Origin of the sequence: Caballeronia catudaia (genome assembly GCF_001544755.2) — a bacterium.
Lineage (GTDB): Bacteria > Pseudomonadota > Gammaproteobacteria > Burkholderiales > Burkholderiaceae > Caballeronia > Caballeronia catudaia.
Genome location: NZ_FCOF02000015.1, coordinates 50,815 through 71,119, shown reverse-complemented (window position 1 = coordinate 71,119; position 20,305 = coordinate 50,815). Strand labels below are relative to the sequence as shown.

Sequence of the window (20,305 nt, the reverse complement as noted above, 5' to 3'; positions counted from 1 at the left end):
CGCCTTGAAGTGCGCTACGCGTCGTCGACCGATTTGCCGACGAATTTCGCCGGAAACGGCTCGGCGTCCGGCCGTTCGGGAAACCGCGGTTCGGGCGCACCGCCCGTGCGCTGGCGCTTGAGCGCCGTGAGCAGCGCCTGCTGCTCGACGGGAATCTGATAATCCCAGCCGAACTTGCTGAGCTGCAGGCTCTGCGCGATGCGCAGCGCGGGCTCCATGAACTGCACGGCGGCGGCGGGCTCGTAACGCGCTTCCACCGTGTTCAGAAAAAGCGACAGCCAGCGCGCGAAGTGACGCGGCTCGATATCGTCGATCGGCCGATGCGCCTCCTGCACGTTCCCCCGATATTGCTTCGACCCGAGCACGAGGCTCGACCAGAACGTGGTCATCTTCGCGAGATGCTCGTCCCAGCGGCCCGTCAGCGCGCGGGAAAAGATCGGGCCGAGGAGCGGGTCGTCGTCGACCCGGCGGTAGAAGGCCTCGACCAGCGCGCGGACGTTGGCCTCGCTGGGTTCGCGTTCCCGCGCGGTCGCGGCGGGCTGTGGATCTGAGTTCATGGCAAGGCTGTAGTGCGATCGGTCGGCGGTTCGAACCGCCAGCCGGTGTTTTGCTGACGAAAGGCGGCGATATGAAGCACAATGGCGGTTACCCGCGCGAGGCTTCCCTGTTACGGTTACTGCGACTGGCGGATGCCGTACCGGCTCCATTGTGCCAGCCCGCGTGCGGATAGTAGCCCTCGGGCGGCCGGGCGAAAGTCATCTCCCTTGCCGCCGCGCGGACTTTCGGAGCGGCGCGGCATGACGCCGCTTCCGTCCGGGTCCTTCTCGCTGCTCCGCTGTTCGTCGATGCGCCGAGGCGCTTAACCCCAATTCCAATCGCGCGACACCATGCGACTCACCGACTATACCGATTACGCGCTGCGCGCTCTGCTGTATCTCTCCGTCCGGCCTTCCGGCCTCTCGACGATCCAGGAAATCTCGGACGCCTTCGGCATTTCGAAGAATCATTTGATGAAGATCGTCCAGCAATTGGGCGAGCTGGGCTGGGTCGAAACGGTGCGCGGACGCAACGGCGGGCTGCGGCTCTCGGCGCGCTCGAACGATCTCACGATCGGCGAGATCGTGCGCAAGACCGAGAGCGACTTCGCGATCGTCGGCTGCTTCGCGGACAGGGGCGTCGCGACACAGCCCTGCGTGATTCAGCCGCACTGCCGCTTGCGCGGCGTGCTCGCGGCCGCGCGCGACGCGTTTCTCGCCGAGCTCGACAAGCACACGGTCGGCGAGCTCGCGCACCCGGCGAACGAGCTTGCGGCGCTGCTGGGCATCGCCACTATCGCGCGGATTCCGGCGGACGCGCTCGCGCCCGGCGGCGTGCCCTCCTGATCGGAGCGGTCTCGCGTCCGGCGCGGCCGCGCCCATGATTGTCGAAGAGCAAAAAATGCACTTATCGAGCTAAACCGTGCTTGAAAGTGACAAAAAGCGCCTCATTTTGATCGTATTCAGAATTGGAGCTTCGAAAAATGAGAATCGACAAACTCACCACCAAATTCCAGGAGGCGCTCTCGGACGCGCAAAGCCTGGCAGTCGGGCACGACAACCAGTACATCGAGCCGGTCCACTTGCTGGCGGCGCTCATCGCGCAGCAGGACGGCTCCGCGCGCTCGCTGCTGTCGCACGCGGGCGTGCAGGTGCAGGCGCTGCAGACTTCGCTGAACGATGCGATCGCGCGTCTGCCGCAAGTGCGGGGCACGGACGGCAACGTTCAGGTGAGCCGCGAGCTCGCGGGCCTGCTCAATGCCGCCGACAAGGAAGCGCAAAAGCTCAACGACACGTACATCGCGAGCGAGATGTTCCTGATCGCCGTCGCCGATGACCGCGGCGAAGCGGGCCGCCTGGCGAAGCAGCATGGTTTGTCGCGCAAGGCGCTCGAAGCGGCGATCAATGCCGTGCGCGGCGGCGCGCAAGTCGACAGCCAGAACGCCGAAAGCCAGCGCGAGGCGCTCAAGAAATACACCGTCGATCTGACCGATCGCGCGCGCGCCGGCAAGCTCGATCCGGTGATCGGCCGCGACGACGAAATCCGCCGCTCGATCCAGATCCTCCAGCGTCGCACGAAGAACAATCCGGTGCTCATCGGCGAGCCGGGCGTCGGCAAGACGGCGATCGTCGAAGGGCTCGCGCAGCGCATCGTCAACGGCGAAGTACCGGAGACGCTCAAGGGCAAGCGCGTGTTGTCGCTCGACATGGCGGCGCTGCTCGCGGGCGCGAAGTATCGCGGCGAGTTCGAAGAGCGACTGAAGGCCGTGCTCAGCGACATCGCGAAGGACGAAGGCATGACCATCGTCTTCATCGACGAAATCCACACGATGGTCGGCGCGGGCAAGGCTGAAGGCGCAATGGACGCCGGCAACATGCTGAAGCCGGCGCTTTCGCGCGGCGAGCTGCATTGCATCGGCGCGACGACGCTGGACGAATATCGCAAGTACATCGAAAAGGACGCGGCGCTGGAGCGGCGTTTCCAGAAAGTGCTCGTCGATGAACCGTCGGTCGAGGCGACCATCGCGATTCTGCGCGGTTTGCAGGAGAAGTACGAGCTGCATCACGGCGTCGAGATCACCGACCCGGCCATCGTCGCGGCGGCGGAACTGTCGCATCGCTATATCACGGACCGCTTCCTGCCGGACAAGGCCATTGATCTGATCGACGAAGCCGCGTCGCGCATCAAGATGGAAATCGATTCGAAGCCCGAAGAGATGGACAAGCTGGACCGCCGTCTCATCCAGTTGAAGATCGAGCGCGAAGCCGTGAAGAAAGAGAAGGACGAAGCGTCGCAGAAGCGTCTGCAACTCATCGAAGAGGAAATCGAGCGGTTGAATCGCGAGTATTCCGATCTCGAGGAAATCTGGACTGCCGAGAAAGCGGCGGTGCAGGGCAGCGCGCAACTGAAGGAAGAGATCGAGAAGGTGCGCGCCGACATCACGCGTTTGCAGCGCGAAGGCAAGCTCGAAAAGGTCGCGGAATTGCAGTACGGCAAGCTGCCCGAGCTCGAAGCGCGTCTCAAGCAGGTGACGCAGGCCGAGTCGCAGGAGCAGAACAACCCGACGCGTCCGCGCCTGTTGCGCACGCAGGTCGGCGCGGAGGAAATCGCGGAAGTCGTGTCGCGTTCCACGGGCATTCCCGTGTCGCGGATGATGCAGGGCGAGCGCGAGAAGCTGTTGCAGATCGAAGCGAAGCTGCATGAGCGCGTGATCGGCCAGGACGAGGCGATCGGCGCGGTCGCGGACGCGATCCGCCGTTCACGCGCGGGTTTGTCGGACCCGAACCGTCCGTATGGCTCGTTCCTGTTCCTGGGGCCCACGGGCGTCGGCAAGACGGAGCTGTGCAAGGCGTTGGCCGCGTTCCTGTTCGATTCGGAGGATCATCTCGTTCGCATCGACATGAGCGAGTTCATGGAGAAGCACAGCGTCGCGCGGCTGATCGGCGCGCCGCCGGGCTATGTCGGCTACGAGGAAGGCGGCTATCTGACGGAAGCGGTGCGCCGCAAGCCGTACAGCGTGATCTTGCTCGATGAAATCGAGAAGGCGCATCCGGACGTGTTCAACGTGCTGCTGCAAGTGCTCGACGATGGCCGCATGACCGATGGCCAGGGCCGTACCGTCGACTTCAAGAACACGGTGATCGTGATGACGTCGAACCTCGGTTCGCAGGTCATCCAGGGCATGATCGGCGAGCCGCAGGAGAACGTGAAGGACGCCGTCTGGGAGGAAGTGAAGCTGCACTTCCGGCCGGAGTTTCTCAATCGTATCGACGACGTGGTCGTGTTCCATGCGCTCGATCGTTCGAATATCTCGGCGATCGCGAAGATCCAGTTGCAGCGTCTGCATGACCGTCTGGCGAAGCTCGACATGGAGCTCGAGGTGTCGGACGCGGCGCTCGAGCAGATCGGCAAGGTCGGTTACGACCCGGTGTTCGGCGCGAGGCCGCTGAAGCGCGCGATTCAGCAGGAGATCGAGAATCCGGTCGCCAAGCTGATTCTCGCCGGGCGGTTCGGGCCCAAGGACGTCATTCCGGTCGATGTGCGGGAAGGGAAGTTCGTGTTCGATCGCGTGGTGCACTGAGGCGCGGTGCTGCCGCCCGAAAAGCAAAAACCCCGCACGGCGCACAGCCTGCGGGGTTTTTAAACAAAAAAGGAAAAACGCGCTTAACCCTGCTTCGGCTCTTCGCTCTTGCCGAAGAGACCGGCGAGGCCGCCGAGCGAACCGAGCACGCCGGTCAGATCGAGCTGGCCTTCGGGCGGCACCTGGCCGTTCGGCGTCGCGCGGTCGACGATATGCGGAAGCACCGCCGCCAGCATGCCCGAGAGTTGATCGCCCGAGACGCCGGCCTTCTGCGCGAGCGCACCGACATTGTCCTCACCGAGCACGTTCGTGAGCGTGCCGGGGCTGATGGGCTTGTTCTCGCCGGTGCCGATCCACGACTGGACGACATCGCCCGCGCCATGCTGCTGAAAACGCTGGATCAAACCCATGATGCCGCCCGGCTGGCTGTTGATGAATTGCATCGCCACCGCGATCAGCGCGGCCTGGCCGGACTGGGCAGGTTGCCCGCCTTGTTGCGACGAATTGCCGAGGGAAGAAGCGAGGATATCGAGTAGGCTCATGGCGGTCTCACTACGAAAGGTTACGGGGTGGGTTCGCTCGCGCCGCCGCATCCGGATGGAGTCGAGGCGCGGCGGCGCGGGCATCGGCCGCGAGCGGCCGTTCGACGATGATCCTGCGAAGGCAATTTCCCTTCGATAAGGTTCCCCGAAGAATCACTGACTGGCGGCCGCGGCGCTGGCGGCCTTGTCTTTCTTGGTGCGTTTCGATTTGGCGGGTTTCGCGTCGCTGGCGGCTGCGGGGCTCGATGCAGTCGCTGTCGTCGCCGCTGCGCTTTCCTTCTTCGATTTCTTCGATGCCTTCGTGCCCGATGCAGGCGTGGCGGACGCGGCGGGCGTCGTGGCCGGCGTCGGCGCCGTCGTGGCCGCAGGCGAGGTCGCGGCGGTGGCCGCTGTCGAAGATTTGACCGTCGAGTTCGGCGCGGCGCTGCCGCCTTGCGTCGTCGTGGGCTTGGACGTTTTGCCCGTCGGCGGCAGTGACGAGCCGCCGATCGTCAGGCCGTTCTGCTCAAGATTCGCAACGGACTTCGTGCCGAGACCCTTGACGCGGGTCGCGAGATCGTCGGCGTCCTTGAACGGACCGTTCTTCGTGCGCTCGTCGATGATCGCTTTCGACTTCACCGGCCCCAGACCTTTGACCGAATCCAGCGCGGCTTGATCGGCGGTATTGACATCGACCGCGGCAAACGCGACGCCGATCGACACCATGAACGCCAGGCACAGCATCAACAGCTTTTTCAGCATGACGGCACTCCAGACTTAAGAAGAAAGGATAGATCGATAAGTTCGGGCCGATCGGAAAGTTGCCGTTAAGCATAGGGCAAAAAACCGTCCCGAACGATGACGGTCCGCATTGTGCACGACCCCGTCGCGTGCGCCGCGCTTCCCGCACAATCTTTAACGTTGCGCAACGCCGGACGGATGACGTCGCGGTTTCCGCCAGCGCAACGTTCGCGCCGCACATCATCGGGATGCGCGGGCGACGGTTTTCGCGAACGCGCCGCGAACCTCGAAGCCGACTTTATCGACGACTTCGCCCTTGGCATCGACCAGTTCCAGCACGTGACGGCCCGGCCACGGCAGCCATGCGGCGCGGGCGTCGTGGCCGTACGGCTTGCCGTCGAGCCGCCACGCGAGGCGCGCGCCGCTGCCCGCGCGCTCGAACCACACGCGCTGCCGGGCCGGCGGGATATCCGGATCGAGCGCGAAGATCGTGCCGTTCGTCGGCGCGCCGATGCGTGCCGCCAGTGCATCGGCCGATGCGCCGCGCGCGGTCTGCGCCGCATTCGCCGTCAGGCCGATGTCGCTCATCTGCGTGCCACGCACGAACCACTCGCTGCGCGCCGGTTCGATATCGTTCTGATACGTTACGCGCGTCGCAATCACGCCCGCCGGGGCACGCGGCGCCTGGCTATCCGATCGCCGGTTCAGATAGTTGACGATCGCGTTCCATGCCGGCGCCGCGCCTGTCACGCCTGAAACGTCCCACATCGGCGCTCCGTCGGCATTGCCGACCCACACGCCCACGGTGTATCGCGACGTGAAACCGACCGCCCAGTTGTCGCGCATGTCCTTGCTGGTGCCGGTCTTCACCGCGCTGAAGGTGCGCGTCGCGAGCACGCTGTCGAAGCCGAAGGTGCGCGTGCGCGCGTTGTTGTCGGCGAGGATGTCCGTGACGATGAAGCTCGCCTCCGGACTGAATACGCGCGTGCCTTCGGGCGCCTCGCGATGGTCCGCGAGATCGAAAACCGGCCGCGCGACGCCGCCGTTCGCGAGCGTGCGATACGCATTGGCGAGCGTCGCAAGCGTGACATCGGCGCTGCCGAGCGCGAGGCTGAACCCGTAGTAATCGCCCGCCTTCGACAAGGGCAGGCCGAGCGCGACGAGCGTCTTCGCGAAACGATGCGGCGTGACCATCACGAGCGTGCGCACCGCCGGCACGTTCAGCGACGAGCCGAGCGCCGTGCGCACGCTCACCCAGCCCTTGAAATCGTGATCGTAGTTCTGCGGGATATAGAGGCCGCCGCCGGTCGCGAGATCGAGCGGCGCGTCGTCGAGCAAGGTGGCGGCGGTGACGCGCTTTTCGTCGATGGCCTGTGCGTAGAGGAAGGGCTTGAGCGTCGAGCCGGCCTGACGTGCGGCCAGCACGGCATCGACTTCCGGCGCGTTCGACGACCCGCCCGCCGAGCCGACCCACGCGAGCACATCGCCCGATCGGTTGTCGATCACGATGGCCGCCGCATCGTGCACGTTGCGCGGATGCGCCCGCGCGTTCAGTTCGGCGAGCGTGCGCGCGAGCGTGTCGCGCGTGAAGCGTTGCAGGCGCGCATCGACGGTGGAGCGCACGCGCGCGCCCGCCGCCGGATGCGCTTCGCCCGCGATGCGCCGCGCGAGATGCGGCGCGAGCGCGTCGTCGCCCTGAGCAAAAGCGGGCGCGGACGCCGTGCGCGTGAGCGAGAGCTGAACGTAGCCGCTCAGGGTGTCGCATGGATCGAAGGTACGGGCGCCGTGCAGCGCCTGCATGTCGCGCAGGATCACGCACGCACGCGCGGCGACTTTCGGATACGGCGCGTTCGGCGCGCGCACCAGCGCGGCGGCGAGCGCGGCCTCGCGTTCGTCGAGACCGGAAGGCGCCTTGCCGAAGAGCGTCTGCGACAGCGCCGACAACCCGACGATCTCACCGCGAAACGGCACGAGATTCAGATACGCCTCGAGAATCTGATCCTTGCGCCAACTTCGTTCGAGCCACAGCGCGCCGACCGTCTGCTGCGCTTTTTCGCCGATGGAGCGACGTCCCGCCGGTTTGCCTTCGTCGTCGATGAGGCTCGTGAGTTGCATCGTCACCGTGGACGCGCCGCGTGTGCGCGTATTCCACAGATTGCCCCACGCGGCGGCGGCCGCCCCGCGCCAGTCGACGCCCGCGTGCTCGTAAAAGCGCTTGTCCTCCGATACGACGATAGCCTCGCGCAACGCCGGCGACACGTCCGCGAGCGCGACCCAGTCGCCGCGCCGCGCGTTCTTGTCGATGCGCGCGCGCGCGAGCGGCTCGCCGTCGCGGGCGAGCAGCACCCAGTCGGAGCTGCGCCACTTCGCGCGCACGTCGTCGAAGCCCGGCGACGCGTGCGCCGCCGTCGACAGCATGCACGCGATGAGGATGCAAGCGGCGCGTTTCATCGCATCACTTCGCGGCGAGCGGCTTGACGACGGGTTTGACAACGACGGGCGCATTCGGCAGCGCGCCGAACGACGAAGGCGCGTAGAGCGCTTCGACGCGCGTCGGCGGCAGGCCGAACGTGCCCGGATTGTTCAGGCGCATCGTGTATTCGACCCTGAGCTTGCCTTTCGGCAGATAGCCGTAGTACGCGCGATAGCCGTCGAAGCCGCGTTCCACGAACGCGGGCCATGCGTCGCGATCCTGCTTTTCGCCTTGGGTGGCCGCCTGCGAATCGCGTCCGAGGCCCGAGCCGAGAATCGTCGCGCCCGCGGGAATCGGATCGTTCACGACGACCCAGGTCATGTCGCTTTGCGCGTCGATATCGAGATGCACGCGCACGATGTCGCCGCGCGAGAGCACGCCTTTCACGGCCGGATCGACCGGCGTGACCGTCTTCGCGATGCGATAGCCCGCCGCAAACGGCGCCTTCAGTGCGACGGCCGCGAGACTTTCGATCGTCGCCCACGGTTTGCCGGCGCCGTCTTGCGTCAGCGTGAGCGAACCCGTCGACCACGGCAGCATCACGCTGCGTGCGTTCGCCGTCTTCGTCGCGGGCGTGGCCGGGGCGGGCGCGGGCGATGCTGTTGCTCCACTCCAGTTCACGCTTTGCGTCGACGTGCCCAGTTGAATCGACGTATGACCCGTTACCGGCGTGCTCTCGAACACATGCGAGAAGCGGCCGACCGCGAGCGCGCCCCACAGATTGGCGGTCGTCGTCTGCCACGCGCCGTTTTTCTGCAGTGCGAGCAATCCCGCGATGAGGCGCGGCATCTCGTCCTTCCAGCCGGACGCGTCGGCGAAAAGGAGCGCGGTGCGCGCGGCGTTGGTTTCGGCGCCGGTCATGAGCCACCATAGATCGTCGCGCTCGGTCGAGAAGGTGAGGCGCGTGCCCTGATACGTCAGACGCGCGCGGATGATCTGCTCGGCCCGCGCGCGCTTCTCGTCGCGATTCGGAACGCCGTCGACGCGCGACAGGATCGCGTAGTAATCGAGCACCGCGGACGTCGGCCATTGGTCCGGCGCGACCGTGATCGAGTCGAGCATGCGCGGCTGCGCGAGGCCGTAGCGCGACAACGCCTCGATCGCCGCGAGCTTCTCGTAGTCGAGATCGTTGCGTGGCGCCCAGAACCTGCGCTCGATCTTGCCGTCGACGAAATTCGCGAGACCCGCCGCCATCTGATTGCGCACATCGTCGGGCAGGGTGAAGCGGCGGTCCTGCTTCGCGGCTTCGTCGGTGGCGGCGAGCAGATACGCGGTCAGCGTCGGACTGCCGGTCGGGCGTTCGTCGTCGGCGGGCGGGAAGTAGTTCGCGAGGCCGTCGCGGTCCAGATAGGACGGCATCTTTGCGAGCACGCTCAACCATTGCGCGGCGTCCATCAGACCGAGCGCGCGCGAGGTTTGCTGCTCGAGACAACTGTACGGATAGCGCTCGAACCAGCGGCGCACGCCTGGCAGTCCGTCCGCGAGCTTCGGCTGCAAGGACACGGCGATGCCGCCGCGCACCGCGCCGTCGCTCGACTTGCTCGCCTCGGCGGGCGGCGCGACGGGCAGCGTGAGCGTGCCGTCGACCTGCGCGATCGTCGCCTGCTGCACGGCGACGGGAATGGCCGCGACGACTTTTTGCGTCAGTTTCACGGCGTCGCTGGCGGGTTTGGCAACCGAAGGTCCGGCCTGTTCCGAAGCGCTCACGTTCCAGTCGAGACTCGCGGAAGCGTTCATGCCGAGCACATCGGGCGTCGTTACATCCCAGGCCACTTCCTGCGACGATTCCGGCGCGAGCTCGACCGTGCGCGCATCGAGCGAAAGCGATCCGGCGCGCGGCGTAACGACGACGCGCATCGTCCGCGCCGTCGTGTTGCGCAGCGTGAACTGCGCGCGGAACGCATCGCCGACGCGCACGAGCGGCGGCAATCCCGAGATCAACTGCAAATCCTGCGTGCTTTGAATCGATGCGCTGCCGGTGCCGAACCGCCCGGCGCCGACCGCCGCGACCGCGACGATCCTGAAGCGCGTGAGCGCGTCGTTCAGCGGCACGTCGACGGTGGCTTCGCCCTTCGCATCGAGCGTCACGCGCGGATTCCACAGGAGCAGCGTGTCGAACAGCTCGCGCGTCGCGCTGTGTCCGCCGCCGCCGCCCGCGGGCACGGCTTTGCGCCCGAAGTGACGCCGCCCGACGATTTCCATCTGCGCCGTCGCGGTTTCGACGCCGTACGCACGTTGCTGCAGCATCGCGTCGAGCACGTCCCAGCTTTGATTGGGCATCAGTTCGAGCAAGGCTTCGTCGACGGCCGCGACCGCGATCTGCGTGCCGGCGGGCGCGGGCTTGCCATCGGGCAGCGCGACTTTCACCTTGACGTGCGCCTTGCCGCGCACGGTGTACGACTTCGCATCGGGGCTTACGCTCACCGAGAGCCTGTGCGACGCGGCGCCGACCCTGATCGACGCGAGCCCGTAACGGAACGCGGGCTTCGACAGATCGACGAGCGGCGTCGGCGCCTGATACTGACGGCCTTCGTACCAGAACGCGCGCGCCCATTCGACGGGCGCCTTCCAGCCCCACGTGAAGAACGAATACCACGGCACTTCGCGGATGCGCCCGCGCAGCGCGAGCACCGACACGTAGACGTTCGGCCCCCACGCGTCCTCGACCTTGAGCTCGACGGTCGGGTCCTTGCCGTTCAGCTCGACGACGCGCGTCTGTACGATGCCCTCGCGCTCGACCGCGACGAGCGCCGTCGCCGAACGGAAGGGCATGCGTACCTGAAAGCGCGCGGTTTCGCCGGGCTCGTAACTCGTTTTTTCGGGCAGCACGTCGATGCGGTCCGTGTTCTCGCCGCCGAACCACAATTCGTCTTCGCGCGTGACCCATACCGATGTGCTCGCGTTGGCCGTGCGGCCGTCGCCGTCTTTGGCGATCGCGATCAGATCGACGTTGCCCGGCTCTTTCAGCTTCGCGTCGCACGCGACGATGCCGTGATCGTCGCTCTTGCCGCTGCACAGCGTGCCGAGATCCTTGATCTCGGTGTGGTTGTCGTAGGCATAGAAGCCGCCGACCATGCGCTTTCTCGAACTCGACATCACGCGTGCGACGGCCTTGATGTCCACAGCAACGCCCGCACGCGGCTTGCCCTGCAGATCGAGCGCGATGGCCTGCACCGGCAGCGCGCCGCCGACCGACACCCAATGCCCCGCCTTCACGCCGACCGCCACCGCGGCGGGCCAGAGCGTCGTTCCGCCGCTGATCGTCTGAACCTCGCCGTTCGGATCGGCGAAGCTCGCTTCGAGCGTGAGACGCCTCGGCGATTCGACCGCCGGCAGCGGCTTGATCGTGACCTTGCCCGCGCCGTCGCGATCGAGCGTGACACGCAGCTTGTCGGCGACGAGCTTCGACGTCGCGTTGTCCTGCTCGTCGCTGTCTCCGTCCTCGGTGGGTGCGCTCGCGCCGTCGTCCGCAGGCTTGCGATACGGCGCGAAGGTGAACGCCTCGTACTGCGAAGCGAACGGCGGCGACACATCGCGCACGAGCGCGGACACCTGCACCGGCAGATTCGACGCCGGTCCGCCTTGCACATATTCGAGCCGCACCGCGACCTGCGCTTCCCGCGCCGCGACGAGTCCGGGCGTTTTGCTGTCGCCCGCCGTGATCGAGCCTTTGAAGACAGGCAAACGGAATTCTTCGACGCGGAAGCTGCCCGATTCGTACGACTGCGTGACGGCGTTGTCGTTGTCGTCGTTGTCACCGTTGGCGGTGCCGTTATCGAGCGCCACGCTGTATTCGCCGAGCTTCGCGGCGGCGGGCACGGTGAAGGTCGAATCGGCGCTATGGTCCGCAGCCCATTTCAGCGGCAGATGCCACGTTTGTCCGCTGCCGACATGCCGGATCGTCACGCGCGTCGGATCGTTCGGCGCGAATGCGAAGCCATTCAGCGTTTCGGCGCGCATCAGATGCTTCATCGACACGGTTTCGCCGGCGCGCAAGAGCGTGCGGTCGAAGACGGTATGCGCGTGCGCCGTGCGCGTCGCGCTCATGTCGGTCGGCACATGGAAGCGCCACGATTCGATGCCGCGATTCCAGTCCGACATCACGAACGCCATGTCAGGCCCGCTGACAGGATCGTTCACGCGCGCCGACACGAAGAAGCCGCCCCACGCGAGACTATGCGCGTTGCATTCGCGTGCGGCGGCGAGCGGCTTGCCGATCTTCGCGATGCCTTGTGCATCGGTCCTCGCGGTCGCGATTTCATCGCCATTGCAGTCGGTCACGCGCACTTGCGCGTTCGCGACGGGCTTGCCCTTGTCGAGCGTCGTGACCCAGACCAGGGTGTTTTCGCGTCCCTGCTTGAAATGCACGCCGAGGTTCGTGACGAGCACCGACGTGCGCACGTACATCGCCTGATTCTTGCCGAGCAGCGATGCGCCGAGCGCGGGCGAGTTCATTTCGACGACGTAAAAGCCGGGCTTCGTCAGTGGAATGCCGACGACTTCGAAGGGCCGCAATGCTTTGGGATCGGCGGCGGGCAGGGTAAGAGTTTCGACGCCGCGTTGTTTTGCCAGCATCGACAGCGAGCGGATGTCGATTTGCGGGTCTTTCGACACCGTGCCGTCCTCGTTCGGAATGACGACCGGTTCGATGCCGTTGTTCAGCATCGCGGGCATGCGCTCTTTGATCGACGAGCGGGACATCGAGATGCCATCGAACGTGTCGACGGCGCGCATCCATTCGCGGATGTCGTGATCCGCATCGATCTTGAGCTTCGTGATCTGCGAGGTGCCCGGGTTGAGCCCTTGCACATGCAGGTCCGCTTCGACGTGACGCAGCGTAACCGGCAGCATCGCGGGCATGTCCGGCTCCGCGAATCGTTCGATGATGCCGAACGTCCCCGATGAGAACTTCGCGAGCGGCGGCATCGCGGCCGTCGCGGTCTTGAGCGGGAATAGATCGGCGTTCGCGAGCGTGCGGCCGCTCACGTCTTTCAGGTTCGCGGGCGCGTCGATGGTGAGATCGGCGCGCTCGGGCAGCGGCGCGGCGAACTCGACGGCGCTCACTTCGGCGTCTTTGTCACTCGCATCGAAATGAGGCGCTGCGTTGCCTTTCGGTCCGCGCAGCACGAACTTCTGCGCGTCGGCGCGGCTGACCGGGGCGCTGAGATTCAGGCGCAGCGGACGCAACGGCGTGCAGGGCGCCTTCGCGTTCTCGCGCTCGCACGAAAAATTCGCCGTGAAGGGCTCGCGCACCGTGAAGTCGAAGCGCTTCTCGACATCGTTGGCGATGCCGCTCTGTCCCGTCACGCCCGCGCCGTAGACGAGCTGCATCTTCGTCGCGGAGGGCAGCGTTTGCTGGCACGCGAGCGTGAGCACGCGGTCGCTTTCCTTATCGAGCCGGAAATGTTTGAGCAGGGCAGCACGCGTCGGATCGTCGACGGTACGCACCGGAATGCGGTTGCCGAGCGCGCTCGACTCGCACCAGACATGCTGAAGCACGGAAGCCTGCGTCGCCGGGCCGTTCAGACGCAGCACGAAGGCCTGATTTTCTTCGATGTCGCCATAGCGCGGCATGATGCGCGTGACGAACGGACCGCCCGTTTGGAATGCGAAATGGCGCGGGCCGGAAAGCGCGTTGCCCGCGACTGACTTGAGCCCGTCCGCGAGATCGAGCGCGCAGCGCACGCCGGGCGGCAGATCGTGCTCGAAGTCGAAGGCCCAGGTTTTTTGATCGATCCAGCGGCCCGAGCCCGCCAGCGCCGAGGCGCTCGCGCCGCTACAGGCGACCTTGGCCGGAGCGGCCGCCGACGCGCTGCCGAAGGCGATCATCGGTTCGTCGAATTTGGCGACGACCTGCCGCACCTGCGCGACCTTGCCCTGCGGCGACACGCTCGCGATGCGCGCGGCATCGGCCCGATGAAGCACGGTGCTAAAACCAAGCGCGGCGATCAGCGTGCTTGCGGCCAGAATCCATTTTTTTTGTGACGTTGTTATGCGGCTCATCCACTCGCTCCGAGATTCCTCGACGCGAAATTCTACTTGAGCCTTACGTCATTCTTTCTGATCGCGTCGATCGGGCGACGCATTGCGAGAATCGCTCAGTCGGCGTCGACCCGCGACACATGCCGCGCGCTCACGCGTCGCCAATAGACGAAGAGACCGACGCCCGCGACACCCAGGCTCGCCGAGTTGGCGATCCAGAAGCCGCGCGCGCCCTGCAACCATTCGGGCACGCCGCCGCCGACATCGAAGCCGAGCAGATAGCCGCCGCCGAGCCCGATACCCCACAGCGCGACGGCATAGATCACGGTCGGCACGACCGTCACCTTGTACGCGCGCAGGATGAACGCGACGGTGATCTGGAGCGCGTCGCCAAGGTGATAGAAGAAGATGATGAGCACGAGCGGCATCGCGGCGGCGATCACGTGCGCGTCGGGCGTATAGGCGGCGATCACGTGCGGGCGGGCGGCGATCAGCGCCACGCCGTACACGAGCGCGAGCACGCACGCCATGCCGATGCCGTGACGCCCGATCGAGCGCGCGTCGTCGAAGCGCTGCGCGCCGAGCGCCTGCGACACGAGCGTCGACGATGCAATGCCGATCGACAGCGGCGTCATATACAGCACCGCGCCGAGATTGCCCGCGATCTGATGGCCGGCGAGCGTGGTCGTGCCGAAGCGCGAGATGAAGAGCGCCATGAACGTGTACGACGTCACTTCGATGAGATACGACAGTCCCATCGGAATGCCGAGACGCAGGAGCGCAAACTGCCGTCGCCAGACCGGCCAGCAGAAGCGCGAGAAGATGCCGAACGGTCGGAAGAACTCGACTTTGAAGAGCACCGTCATGCCGACGATCGCCAGCGCCCAGTTGATGAGCGTGCTCGCGAGCGCGCAGCCGGGGCCGCCGAGCGCGGGCACGCCCGCGCCGCCGAAGATGAACCACGTGTTGAGCGGAAACTTGAGCAACAGGCCGCCGACTTGCAGAAACATCACGAGCCGCGGCTTGCCGACCGCGTTGGTGAGCGAACTGTAGACGCGAAACGCGAGGCTCGCGGGCAGGCCGAACGACAGAATCCGCAGATAGTCGACGGTGCGCTCGTGCAGCGCGGGCGGCGTTTTCGCGAGCGAGAGAATCGGCTCGGGAAAGTAGAGCAGCACGAAGCCGATGACGGTGAGCGCCGCGGCAAGCCACAACGCCTGCCGCGTTTCCTCGCCGATCTCGCTTTCGCGGCCCGCGCCGAAAAGCTGTCCGGCGATCGGCTGCAACGCGACGAGAATCCCCGTCAGCCCGATATACACCGAGATATAGACGGAGCCGCCCAGCCCGAGCGCGGCGAGATCGGTGGCGGAGAAGCGGCCGACCATCGCGGTGTCGATGACGCCGAACGCGATCACCGCCAACTGGCCGATCAGCACCGGCCATGCGAGCGCAGCGATCTTGCGCGCGTCGCGCAGCGTGCCGGTCGTGCCGGTCGATGTCGGGGTCGCGCGCATCGCGTTATTGCGCCTGGCGCAGGCTCTTCGGACGCAGCGGTTTCTTCGCCGGCGGCGTGGGACGCTCGATGCGCACGTAAAGGCGGAAACGCTCGTCGCGGTCGGCGACGCGCCGGCCTTCCCAAACGAGCTTCCACTGGAACGCCGACATCGACGACGGCTCGCCGAAGTCCGCCCGGTCCTGGCGCAGGATCACGTCGCAGTCCTCGTCGAACGCGAAGTGCATGCCGCCGAAATAGGCGAAGGTCGCGATCTGCGCGTCGCCCAGGCGCACGGGCGAGATGCAGGTGTAGTCGGGCGGCAGGTGATCGGCGATCCGCTCCGCGACATCGCGATACGTCCGGCTGTAGTTCACCACCGGCAGCCACAGGGTCATGAGCAGCACCCACATGAGCGTGGTGCCCGCGCTCGACAGCACGACGCTGCGCCACAACACCTTCGGATGACGCGCGAGACGCCAGCGCGCGAGCATGAACCAGCAGACGGTCACGGCCACCGCGCACACGAAGGAAATCAGCTTGAACTCGGGGTGGAAGCCCGGCGCGAGACGCGCGAGATTGCGGGCCATCGGCGCGGGAAAGCCGAACATGCCCGCGGTCCACACGAGCCACACGAGCGAGCCGATGACGGTGAAGCTGAGCATCGCGAACCAGTCGATCGCGTTGATCGCGCCGCGCTTCAACGTGGGCAGCGCGAAGGTCGCGAGCACGGAGAGCGGCGGCAGGAGCAGCATGAAGAGCCGGTTGGTTTCGTGCGCCTGCAAGACGACGAGCACGAGCAGCGGCCCGATGATCGACAGCGGCACCCCCACGTGCGGCGAGCGGCGCAGTCCGCCCCAGCTGACGAACGCCCATATCGCGAGCGGCCACGCAGGCCACGTGAAGAGCGGCAGGTTCTTGATCGCGTAACCCAAGATGGCTCCGGGCGTGCCGGAGAAGAACGAGAAGCTGTTGCGCCACCATTGGCGCAGCCACCATTCGCCGTCTTCGGGGAAGTAGTGCAGTGTTGGCAGCACCCACGCGGCGATCAGCAGGATCGCGACCGGCAGGCCGAAGATCAGAAGTGGCGCGGCGCGCACCTGCTTCACGATGATCGTCATCGCGAGCGTGCAGAGCAAAAGCGCGAACACGAGCACGGGCGAGCTCGACAGCCCCACCACGCCGATCGCCACGCCCCAGACGAGGCCGCCGTGGATCGGCTTGTCGAGGCTGCGCACGAGACCGTAGATGAGCATTGCAGTGCCGGCGAACTGCGCGAGTTGCGGCGTGGTCTCGTGACCGCGTTCGGCGAGGCCGAAACACGCGAGCAGGATGAGCAGCGCGCCGTCGGCGAGCGTGCGGCCATAGTCGCGCGGCTCCGGTTCCCCGCCGAATGCGTATTTGAACGGCTGCGCTTCGTCGCGCCGGCCGAGCAGATAGGTCGAATACCAGACGAATGCGCACGCGAGACAGAAGAGCAGACCGGTGACCACGCGCGACGCGTTGCTCGCATCGACCCAGGGGCTCAGCAGTCGGATCGCCGATGCGCCGAGCCAGTACATCAGCGGGCCGTCCGCGGTCGGCGCACGACCGACGAGGTTCGGCAGCAGCCAGTCGCGCGCGTCGCCGTTGGCCATCGTCCACATGACGCCGAAGCCTGCCGCATCCTCGTTCTTCCACGGATCGCGGCCGAACAGGCCGAACGATGCGTAGGTGATACAGATGGCGAGCAAAAGCCAGCGCGGCAGGGCGCTGGTGGCGGAGGCAGTCAGACGAACGACAGATCGCATGCGAGAAGCTTGGTTGGATAAGGGGCCGCTCATCTCGCGCAAGGTGCGGGCGGGGCCGGAGCAACCGGCATTGTAGTCGCGCGGCGGGGTTGAAGGCGGATCGCGGTGCGCGCCGTGACCAGACACGACGACGCTCGATCGATGCAGCAAAAGCAGTGCCGATGCGCGCCGCCTGAAAGACGAAAAACAATCAGCGACAAAAAAGGGCAGCCAAAGCTGCCCTTTTTTGCTGAAGCCCAGAGTCCGACTTACTTCTTGGTGGAGAAGCGCGCGAACTTGTTGTTGAACTTCTCGACGCGGCCTGCCGTGTCCATGATCTTCTGCTGGCCCGTATAGAACGGGTGCGATTCCGACGACACTTCGATCTTCGCGAGCGGGTAGCTCTTGCCGTTGAATTCGGCGGTTTCGCGCGTCTGGATGGTCGAGCGGGTCACAAACCTGAAGTCGTTCGACATGTCGACGAACAGGACTTCGCGGTAATCCGGATGAATGCCTTGTTTCATGGTCTTTCCTGGTATCTGGCGGTAGCCAACCCGCTGCGCTTTCGCATGGACCGCGCGAGTCACTTGCCTAGGGTCGAAAAACGGCGATTATGCCAGAAAATCAGTTGCTTGACACTTTTTTCGGACCCTACGCGACAAGCGCGCCCACGCCCGCCGGGTCCTGCCGGTAATAGCGCGCAAGTAGCCGGTAAAGCTCCGGATACTCGGCCTCGAACGCCTTCGGTGTCACGAAAAGCGCCTCGCTGCACACCGCGAAGAATTCCGACGGATGGTCCGCCGCGTAAGGATCGATCAGCGATTCGCGCTCGAAGCGGTTCCAGCGGCGCTCCGGCACCGCGTCCACGCGCGCGCAGAAGTGGTCGTAGGCATTGTCGAAAATATCGGCCCAGGCGGTCGTATCGAGCGGTGCGTGCCAGCGGCGAAAGAGCGGCGGATGCCCGTCGGCGACGCCCGTCACCATGTCGATCTTGTGCGCGAACTCGTGGATCACGACGTTGTAGGCCTCCGAGCCGTCGCTCATTTGCGTGTCCTCCCAGGAGAGCACGACGGGGCCGCCTTCCCACGCCTCGCCGCTCGCATCGTGCTCGACCTCGTGCACGACGCCATCTTCGTCCTCGACTGTCTTTCGGATCACGAATTCGCCCGGATAGACGATCACGCCGACCCAGCCGCGATATAGATCGAGATCGAGATTGAGCACCGGCAGACAGGCTTGGGCGGCGATCGAGACGATCATCTGATCGGTCAGTTCGAGATCGTGCGCGGTCGAGAATTCCTTCCGCGCGATAAACAGGCTCGCGGTCTCGCGCAGACGTCGAAGGTCTTCCACGCCCAGATGGCTGAAGCACGGATACGCGTCGAGCGTGCGCCGCCAGAGCGCGTCGTCGATGGCGTATTTGCGCAGCGCGCGCTCGCGGCGCTGCGCGCCTAACCAGCGTGAGAAGAGGTTGGCCATTCGGGCGGTCGAATCGGTTGTCGTCAGTCGCGTATTGTGCCGTAGCCGATGTTGCGCGGGTCGGCTAACCGATTGTGAGTTCGTGCCGCGCGCGTTCGAGTTCGATCAGCACGCGCTGCAGCACTTCTTTCCAATCGCCAGGTTTTTTCTGCGTGAAGATGCGCATGCTCGGATACCACGGGCTGTCGTCCCGGCCACGCAACCAGCGCCAGCAGCCGGCAAAGCGATTGAGCAGCCATACCGGCTTGCCCATTGCCGCCGCGAGATGAGCGACCGAGGTGTCTACCGAGATGACCAGATCAAGCGACGCCACGAGTCCGGCGGTAGCTGCGAAATCATCGATTTCGTTCATCCAGTCGACAACGCGGGCATGCTGGTCCGGCCCGAGTCGTTTGGTGGTGGACTCCGGTTTTTGCAAGCTCACCCATTGCGCGTGAGGCCAGGCAAAAAGCGGATCCAGTTGCTCTGGCGCGATGCTTCGCCATTGATCGACACCGAGGCCGCCATGACCACCCGCCCACACCAGACCGATACGCGGCGACGAAGCACCAGCCAGCTTGTCCAGCCGACTGGAGAATTTTCGCACGGCACCGGGTTCGACATGAAGATAGGGAATATCGGCTGGTATGGTGTGCAGATCGGTCCCGAATGCCTTGGGCATGGACATCAGCGGGATATAGCCATCCCATTCCCAGACGCTGGCGGGCACTTTATCGAGCAGGATCAGATTGGGCCAGCGGGAACGGAAAGATTGATCGAGCAGCCGTCGCAGCGGCTTGGGGCAAACGAAGCCGACTGTTTGGAATCGCGTGAGCACCCGAGGCAGGTAACGGCAGAACTGGAGGGTGTCGCCCAGCCCTTGTTCGGCCAGCACCAGCAGGCGTTGATCGTTCCGTGCAGTGAACTCGCCTTCCCAGCGGCGGATTGGCAACGCTGGTCTCGACGACAGACCCTTTCCGGCCGAATCCACGAAACTCACCCAGCGGTGCTCGAAGTGCGGCCATGCTTCCTCAAAGCTGCCCGTCGCCAGCAGCGCATACGCAAGGTTCGAGTGACCCGGAAGATAATCTGGATCAATAGCTAACGTTTGCCTGAAATGCTCGATTGCGGCTTCGAGCTGATCCTGAGACAGGAGAAGGAATCCGAGGCTGAGGTGCGCGTCGCGATTGTTCGGAAAGAGGTCGAGCGCCTGCCGATATGCTTGCGCCGCTTCTTCGAATCTTTTGTCTTGTCGCAGCGCGTCGCCCAGACAGTGAAGCAGATTCGCCGTCTCGAGGGGTTGTCGTTGTTCGTGCGGCAGTGCGAGCCCCTTACGGGCTTGCGCGGCGGCGAGATCGAAGTGTTCGAGTCTCGCGAGCGATACGGAAAGGGCATAGTGAGATGTCACACTGGGGGAAATCTCAACGGCCCGCTCGAAGCACTGCCTTGCTTCCGCATTGCGTTGCAGATCCAGAGAGATCATGCCTTTCAGGAGCAAGGCGTTATGCAAGTCCGCGTTGCCGCCAGATTCCGCGATGCATTGGTCGAGATGCTCAAGAGCCGAGCCCAGGCCCCGGCGCTGATAGGCGTCCAACGCCTGCTGATACAAGGCGCGGCTTTTCGTGTCGCTGGTATTCAAGGGGTTTGCCACGGAGAATGATCGAATCGGCAGGCACCGTGGATACCGTCGAAGAACGAAGTCGCGATGGCTGCGATTAATCAATCAGTTTACCGAACGCTCGATCATGCGCG

Annotated in this window: 12 protein-coding genes; 2 read left to right on the top strand and 10 right to left on the bottom strand. The window is 65.3% G+C overall.

Annotation, left to right across the window (positions count from 1 at the left end; all coding sequences use genetic code 11):
* Positions 1-14 precede the first annotated feature (14 nt).
* Complete coding sequence (locus tag AWB75_RS17825; protein WP_061125413.1) at positions 15-557, bottom strand: group III truncated hemoglobin; 543 nt, start codon at positions 555-557, stop codon at positions 15-17.
* 330 nt (positions 558-887) lie between these two features.
* Here AWB75_RS17825 and AWB75_RS17820 point away from each other — a divergent pair, with 330 nt between their 5' ends.
* On the top strand, positions 888-1,382 hold the full coding sequence (locus AWB75_RS17820; RefSeq protein ID WP_061125412.1) for an Rrf2 family transcriptional regulator: 495 nt from the start codon (positions 888-890) through the stop codon (positions 1,380-1,382).
* Positions 1,383-1,519: 137 nt separating this feature from the next.
* Positions 1,520-4,117 (top strand): ATP-dependent chaperone ClpB, encoded by a 2,598-nt coding sequence (gene clpB / locus AWB75_RS17815; protein WP_061125411.1) that lies wholly within the window; start codon positions 1,520-1,522, stop codon positions 4,115-4,117.
* 83 nt (positions 4,118-4,200) lie between these two features.
* On the opposite strand, the gene AWB75_RS17810 is transcribed toward clpB, so the two are convergent.
* The 9 genes from AWB75_RS17810 to AWB75_RS17770 form a co-directional block, all read right to left on the bottom strand.
* On the bottom strand, positions 4,201-4,659 hold the full coding sequence (locus AWB75_RS17810; protein WP_061125410.1) for a YidB family protein: 459 nt from the start codon (positions 4,657-4,659) through the stop codon (positions 4,201-4,203).
* A gap of 153 nt (positions 4,660-4,812) precedes the next feature.
* Complete coding sequence (locus AWB75_RS17805) at positions 4,813-5,400, bottom strand: ComEA family DNA-binding protein (protein WP_061125409.1); 588 nt, start codon at positions 5,398-5,400, stop codon at positions 4,813-4,815.
* Between the two features lie 219 nt (positions 5,401-5,619).
* Positions 5,620-7,830 carry a penicillin-binding protein 1C gene (pbpC, locus tag AWB75_RS17800; protein WP_061125408.1) on the bottom strand — a complete coding sequence of 737 codons (2,211 nt, stop codon included), beginning with the start codon at positions 7,828-7,830 and terminating at the stop codon, positions 5,620-5,622.
* A 4-nt stretch (positions 7,831-7,834) separates the two neighbouring features.
* The gene (locus tag AWB75_RS17795; RefSeq protein WP_061125407.1) at positions 7,835-13,855 is read right to left on the bottom strand and encodes an alpha-2-macroglobulin family protein; all 6,021 of its coding nucleotides are present in this window, start codon (positions 13,853-13,855) and stop codon (positions 7,835-7,837) included.
* Positions 13,856-13,950: 95 nt separating this feature from the next.
* Positions 13,951-15,348 carry an MATE family efflux transporter gene (locus AWB75_RS17790; protein WP_061125406.1) on the bottom strand — a complete coding sequence of 466 codons (1,398 nt, stop codon included), beginning with the start codon at positions 15,346-15,348 and terminating at the stop codon, positions 13,951-13,953.
* Positions 15,349-15,352: 4 nt separating this feature from the next.
* A complete protein-coding gene (locus tag AWB75_RS17785; protein ID WP_061125405.1) occupies positions 15,353-17,116 on the bottom strand; it encodes an ArnT family glycosyltransferase in 1,764 nt (587 codons plus the stop codon).
* A 248-nt stretch (positions 17,117-17,364) separates the two neighbouring features.
* Entirely contained in the window at positions 17,365-17,619 is a 255-nt protein-coding gene (locus AWB75_RS17780; RefSeq protein WP_061125404.1) for a type B 50S ribosomal protein L31, read from the bottom strand.
* A 127-nt stretch (positions 17,620-17,746) separates the two neighbouring features.
* Positions 17,747-18,574 carry a M90 family metallopeptidase gene (locus tag AWB75_RS17775; RefSeq protein WP_061125403.1) on the bottom strand — a complete coding sequence of 276 codons (828 nt, stop codon included), beginning with the start codon at positions 18,572-18,574 and terminating at the stop codon, positions 17,747-17,749.
* Between the two features lie 64 nt (positions 18,575-18,638).
* On the bottom strand, positions 18,639-20,192 hold the full coding sequence (locus AWB75_RS17770; RefSeq protein ID WP_061125402.1) for a tetratricopeptide repeat protein: 1,554 nt from the start codon (positions 20,190-20,192) through the stop codon (positions 18,639-18,641).
* Positions 20,193-20,305 lie beyond the last annotated feature (113 nt).